At 68.7% G+C, this 6,199-nt stretch carries 4 protein-coding genes; 2 read left to right on the top strand and 2 right to left on the bottom strand.

Annotated elements, in window-relative coordinates:
* Together COGEMETH_RS22945 and COGEMETH_RS22940 are read right to left on the bottom strand one after the other, a co-directional pair.
* Positions 1–2,082 (bottom strand): efflux RND transporter permease subunit (locus COGEMETH_RS22945; protein WP_238184996.1); only part of this gene is annotated, 2,082 nt, incomplete at its 3' end.
* Between the two features lie 25 nt (positions 2,083–2,107).
* On the bottom strand, positions 2,108–3,445 hold the full coding sequence (locus COGEMETH_RS22940; protein ID WP_238184995.1) for an efflux RND transporter periplasmic adaptor subunit: 1,338 nt from the start codon (positions 3,443–3,445) through the stop codon (positions 2,108–2,110).
* Between the two features lie 433 nt (positions 3,446–3,878).
* On the opposite strand from COGEMETH_RS22940, the gene COGEMETH_RS22935 reads away from it, so the two are divergent.
* Both COGEMETH_RS22935 and COGEMETH_RS22930 read left to right on the top strand, forming a co-directional pair.
* The gene (locus tag COGEMETH_RS22935) at positions 3,879–4,865 is read left to right on the top strand and encodes a CobW family GTP-binding protein (protein WP_238184994.1); all 987 of its coding nucleotides are present in this window, start codon (positions 3,879–3,881) and stop codon (positions 4,863–4,865) included.
* 104 nt (positions 4,866–4,969) lie between these two features.
* Positions 4,970–6,199: O-antigen ligase family protein (locus COGEMETH_RS22930; protein WP_238184993.1), on the top strand; the 1,230-nt coding region annotated here is incomplete at its 3' end.

Here is a 6,199-nt window from a genome sequence, read left to right as displayed (position 1 = left end):
GGCGGTCTTGGTGATGGTGGCGAGGTCCGTGCCGTAGATCTTGACCGAGTTCTCGCCCTTCACGCCGGAGGCCGCCTCCTGGACGTTGTCCTCGATGTACTGGGAGAAGTTGAACTCGATGCCGGGAAACTCCGCCTCCAGGCGCTTGGCGAGGCTGCGGATCAGGGCCTCCTTCTCCAGGCCCTTGCGCCACTGGTCGATGGGCTTGAGGGGCGCGAGGATCTCGACGTTGAAGAAGCCGGTGGCGTCGGTGCCGTCGCTCGGGCGGCCCTGGTGGGACAGGACGGTGACGACCTCGGGCACCTCCATGAAGATGCGGCGCAGGCGCTCGACGTAGGAATTGCCGGCCTCCAGGGAGATCGAGGCCGGCATGGTGCCGCGCACGTAGAGGTTGCCCTCTTCGAGCTTCGGCAGGAATTCCAGGCCGAGGTTCCGGGCCGCGACGCCCGCCACCATCAGGATCGCCAGCGTGACGGCCAGCGACAGGATGCGGTTGCGCAGGCCGAACCGGAGGATGATCTCGTGGCCGAAGCGCAGCACCTTGACGATCAGGGTGTCGCGCTCCTCCACGTGACGCGGCAGGATCAGGGCCGAGAGGGCCGGCGAGACCGTGAAGGTGGCCAGCAGCCCACCGACGAGGGCGTAGGCGTAGGTCTTGGCCATCGGCCCGAAGATGTGGCCCTCCACGCCCGTCATGGTGAAGAGCGGCAGGAAGCCGACGATGATGATGGTGGCCGAGAAGAAGATCGCCCGGTTCACCTCCGCGCCCGCGATGGCGATGGTGCCGAGCCGCCCGGTGAGGCCGCCCGGCGCGGGCTGCCCCTCCGAGTGTTCCGGCTCCGCCAGATGGCGGAAGACGTTCTCGACCATGATGACGGTGGCGTCCACGATCAGGCCGAAATCGATGGCGCCCAGCGACAGGAGGTTGGCCGAATCGCCGCGCACCACCAGGATCAGGATGGCGAAGCCGAGCGCGAAGGGGATCGTGGCCGCCACGATGATCGCGCTGCGCAGGCTCCCGAGGAACAGCCACTGCACCACGAAGACCAGCACCACGCCGAAGACGAGGTTGTGCATCACCGTGTGCGTCGTGGTGTGGATCAGCCCCGAGCGGTCGTAGATGCGCTGGATCTTCACGTCGGGCGGCAGGATGGTCGAGGCGTTGATCCGCTCGATCTCGGCCTCCACCCGCTGGAGCGTCGGCAGGCTCTGGCCGCCGCGGCTCATCAGCACGATGCCCTCGACGATGTCGCCCTGCCCATCGTGCCCGACGATGCCCAGCCGCGGCGCGTTGGAGACCCGGACCTCGGCCACGTCCCGCACCAGCACCGGCGTGCCGTTGACCTGGGTCAGCATGGTGTCGCGGATGTCGTCCATGTCGCGGATCAGGCCGACGCCGCGCACCACCGCCGACTGCTCGCCGACGTTCAAGGTCTGGCCGCCGACGTTGATGGAGGAGTTGTTCAGCGCGTTGACGAGCTGGACCAGGGTCATGCCCTGGGCCTGGAGCCGGTTCAGGTCGACGGCGACCTCGTATTCCTTGGTCTTGCCGCCGAAGGCGGTCACGTCCACCACGCCGGGGATCGCCTTGAACCGGCGCTGCAGCACCCAGTCCTGCAGGGTCTTCATGTCGGCCGAGGAATAGCCCGCCGGCCCCACGAGCTTGTAGCGCATGATCTCGCCCACCGGGCTCGTCGGCGAGATCTGCGGCTGGGCGCCGTTGGGCAGGGGCGGCAGCTGCGAGAGCCGGTTCAGCACCCGCTGGAGCGCCTGCTCGTAAGTGTACTCGTAGTTGAACTGCACCTTCACGTCGGAGAGGCCGAACAGGGAGATGGTGCGCACCACCTGGGCGTTGGGGATGCCGGCCAGCGCCACCTCCAGGGGGATGGTGATGTAGCGCTCGATCTCGTCGGCCGACTGGCCGGGGTTCTGGGTGATGACGTCGACCAGCGGCGGCACCGGGTCGGGATAGGCCTCGATGTTGAGCTGGGTGTAGCTGGCGTAGCCCAGCCCCATCATCAGCACGAACATCAGGAACACCAGGACGCGCTGGCGCAGCGAGAAGACGATCAGGCTGTTCATCGCGGGCTGTCCATCACCGGCGGCCCTACGAAGCCTTGTCGCCGCTGGCGGCGCGGTCGATGAACAGGGCGCCGCGGGTGACGACCTCCTCGCCGGCCGCCAAGCCCTCGACCACCTGCGCGTTGTCGCCGTTGATGAGCCCGAGCTTCACGTCGCGCGCCTCGACGGCCCCGTCCGGCCTTGCGACCCAGACGTGGGCGTTGCCGCCCTCGTAGACCACGGCGGCCAGCGGCACGCTGGGCGAGGGCTGCGGCTTGCCGGTGATGATGGTGAAGGTGGCGAACATCTCGGGCTTGAGCAGGCGCTCCGGGTTGTCCACCTCGCTGCGCACGGCGAGCCGGCGTGTGGCCGGGTCGAGGCTGGCCGCCATGTAGTTCACCCGCGCCCGGAACACGCGGGCACCGAAGCCGGCCACCTTCGCCTCGACCTCCTGGCCGATGCGGATCTTCGGGATCTCGCTCTCGCGCACGTTGGCGACGAGCCAGACGGTGGAGAGGTCGCCGATGACGAAGGCGGGGTCGCTCGACGAGGACAGGTACTGCCCGACGCCGACCTTGCGCTGCACGATGGTGCCGGCGATCGGCGCCCGGATCTGGGTCTCGGAGTTGAGGGTGCCGTTCTTCTCGAAGCCGGCGATCTCGGCATCGGTCTTGCCCAGGAGCCGCAGCCGGTTCTTGACGGCGTCGAGGTTGGCCTGCGCCGTCTTCAGGTCGCTCTGGGCGGCGATCACGTCGTTCTGGGCCGACTGGTAGTCCTTGAGCGCCACGGCCTTGGCCGCGAACAGCTCCTGCTGGCGGGCGGCGATGGTGTGGTCGAGCTTGAGCAGGGCCTGCTGCTTCTGGATGTTGTTGAGGGCCCCCTGGTAGTCGCTCTGGGCCTGGACCATGTCGGTGGCCTCGAGCGTCAGGAGAACGTCCCCGACCTTGACGTCGTCGCCCGCCCGCACCTGCACCTTGGTGACGCGGCCGGCATAGGGGGAGGCGACGGGCACGTTGTCGTCCTCGTTGAGGGCGATGCGCCCCTCCGCCGAGCCTTCGGGGCGGAAGGTCATGGTGGCGACCGGGTGGATCTCGAAGGCGGCGCGCTGCTCCTTGGTCGGGCGGAACACCCGCTCGACGGCGCCCGCGCGCTGGCTCTCCTCCCCCTCGTCCTCGGTCTTGTCGCCGTGGATCAGGCCCTGGATCGCGGCGAGCACCGGCGAAAGCGCCTCGCGCACGGGTTGCGGGTAGATCGCCACGGCCGCGACCAGGGCGATCACGACGGACAGCACCACGACGATCGGCAGGAGGCCGGAGCGCCGGGCACGGCCGTCCGATTCCCGTGGGGCGCGCGCGTCGGATTCCAGGGGGTTGCGGGCGTCCATCGGGTTTCGTCTTGAATCATGTCGCCAGGGGCCGGCTTCGCGCGATTCGAGCTGCGATCCGTCGCTGGCACCGAACCGATGGGTAGTGCTTTTCTAAGGCAGAGGGCAGCGCGCGGGGACTTCGCGGTGCGGGTCCCTCGCTTGCGCGCCCACCTGTGTCCGATATGCACGCCCCGGCGGCCGTGCAACTGCCCGCGCCGGGCAAAGCGGGGCCGGCCCCCGTCCGTGCTGTGGTCTCGGGATCACGTTTACGCCACCGGGCATCGGCTTCGGGATGCCTGAGCCTTTGGCCCGCAAGCGATGACGGTTTTGCGACGCTTGCCGCCGTGCCGGTGGTCCGCCGACACCTTCCATCCGCGTCGGGGCGATACAATATCACATCGCACCGGTGAGACGCCGCCCCGCCGCCCCGAAACCCTGCCGAAGAGCCCCCATGTCCGACGCCCCGACCCCGTCCGCCAGCGACAAGATCCCCGTCACCGTGCTCACGGGCTATCTCGGCGCCGGCAAGACCACACTGCTCAACCGCATCCTCACCGAGAACCACGGCCGGCGCTACGCCGTGATCGTCAACGAGTTCGGCGAGATCGGCATCGACAACGACCTCGTGGTCGGCGCCGACGAGGAGGTCTTCGAGATGAACAACGGCTGCGTCTGCTGCACCGTGCGCGGCGACCTGATCCGGATCATGGACGGGCTGGTCAAGCGCCGGGGCAAGTTCGACGCGATCATCGTCGAGACCACGGGGCTCGCCGACCCCGCCCCCGTCGCCCAGACCTTCTTCGTCGACCAGGACGTGGGCGAGGCCGCCCGCCTCGACGCGGTGGTGACGGTGGCCGACGCCCGCTGGCTCCCCGACCGCCTGAAGGACGCGCCGGAGGCCAGGAACCAGATCGCCTTCGCCGACGTGATCCTGCTCAACAAGGCCGACCTCGTGGACGGGGCCGCCCTCGACCGGGTCGAGGGCCAGATCCGGGCCATCAACCCCTTCGCCACGATCCACCGCACCCAGAACTGCGCCGTGCCGCTCGACGCGGTGCTGGAGCGCAACGCCTTCGACCTCGCCCGCATCCTGGAGGTGGAGCCCGAGTTCCTGGAGGAGGGCCACCACCATCACCACGATTCCGAGATCCAGTCCGTCTCGGCCCGGATCGACGGCCCGGTCGACCCGGAGAAGTTCATGCCCTGGATCTCGAACCTGACCCAGGTGCAGGGCCCGGACATCCTGCGCTGCAAGGGCATCGTCGCCTTTCCCGACGAGCCCAAGCGCTTCGTCTTCCAGGGCGTGCACATGATCCTCGACGGCGACCTCCAGGCCGACTGGCGCGCCGACGAGCCACGCGTCTCGCGGGTGGTCTTCATCGGCCGCAACCTCGACGCCGGGGCGATCAAGTCGGAATTCGAGGCGTGCCGGGCCTGAGGCCGGCGGGCCGCCCGCCCGTGAGCCGATTCTCAACCTTTCCGGCGTAGAGACGAGGTCCGTCGAGCGGGCCAGCGTTGTCGGCCCGTGGAGTTCGCGTATCCATGGGCACCACCCTCGCCGCCGGGCCGGGCGCCGGCCTCGGCCTGCCCAACGCCGGCATCCCCCTGATCCGCGTGGTGTTCGGGCTCGCCAACGCGATGCTGGCGGCGTTCGTGTTCTTCGCCTGCTTCGCCTTCTCGGAGACCTCGCCCTACGACCTCGTCGCCATCCCGACCATCCTGCTCTGGATGTGCCTGGGCATCCGCCTGCATCGCGGTGTGGTGCCGCTGGTCGGCCTGCTGCTGCTCTATCTCGGCGCGATCGTGACGGCGCTGATCCCCTATCTCAACGAGGACTTCCCCCTCACCTGGACGATCCAGCTCATCTACCTCTGCGTGACGTGCATCTTCTTCGCGATGTTCTTCTCCGAGAACACCCATGCGCGCATGGAGCTGGCGCTCAAGGCCTACACCGTGAGCTGCGTGTTCTCGGCCGCTCTGGGCATCGTCGGCTACCTGCAATGGCTCGGGATCGAGGACCTGTTCTACAAGTACGACCGGGCGTCGGGCACCTTCCAGGACCCGAACGTGTTCGGCTCCTTCCTGACGCTGGGCGCCCTCTACCTGATGCACGGGCTGTTGACCGCCACGACGCGCCGGCCCGTGCTGTCGCTCGTAGCCCTGCTGGTCATCCTGGCGGGCATCTTCCTCTCGTTCTCCCGCGGCTCCTGGGGCGGGACGGCGGTGGCCGCCGTCCTGATGATCGGCTCCGTCTACGTGAGCTGCCGCTCCGCGCGCCTGCGCCGGCGCATCGTCGCCCTGAGCCTGGTGACGCTCGGCCTCGGGGTGGTCGCGGTGATCGGGCTGCTCTCGGTCGACCACGTGCACAAGATGTTCGAGACCCGCGCCTCGGTCAGTCAGGACTACGACGAGGGCGAGACCGGCCGTTTCGGCAACCAGTTGCGCGGCATCGGCATGCTGATCGAGCGGCCGATGGGCATGGGCCCGATGCACTGGCGCCTCACCTTCGGGCTGGAGCCGCACAATTCCTACATCGGCAGCTTCGCCAACGGCGGCTGGCTCGGCGGGGCGGTCTTCCTCGGCCTCGTGCTCGCCACCGGGTTCATAGGCTTCCGCCTGCTGGCGCGGGCCTCCCCCTACCGCGCGCACGCGCAGATCGTCTGGCCGGCGCTGCTGATGTTCTTCCTCCAGGCCCTCCAGATCGACATTGAGAAGTGGCGCCACGTCTACATGATGCTCGGCATGGTCTGGGCCCTGGAGAACCCGCAGGCC

It is taken from the genome of Methylobacterium trifolii, from assembly GCF_022179685.1.
Classification (GTDB): domain Bacteria; phylum Pseudomonadota; class Alphaproteobacteria; order Rhizobiales; family Beijerinckiaceae; genus Methylobacterium; species Methylobacterium trifolii.
This window is presented reverse-complemented; position numbering and strand designations above follow the sequence as displayed.

Excerpts from the sequence above, each read along its gene's own strand:
- COGEMETH_RS22940 (WP_238184995.1), bottom strand. The coding sequence starts at position 3,445 with ATGGACGCCCGCAACCCCCTGGAATCCGACGCGCGCGCCCCACGGGAA.
- COGEMETH_RS22935 (WP_238184994.1), top strand. The coding sequence starts at position 3,879 with ATGTCCGACGCCCCGACCCCGTCCGCCAGCGACAAGATCCCCGTCACC.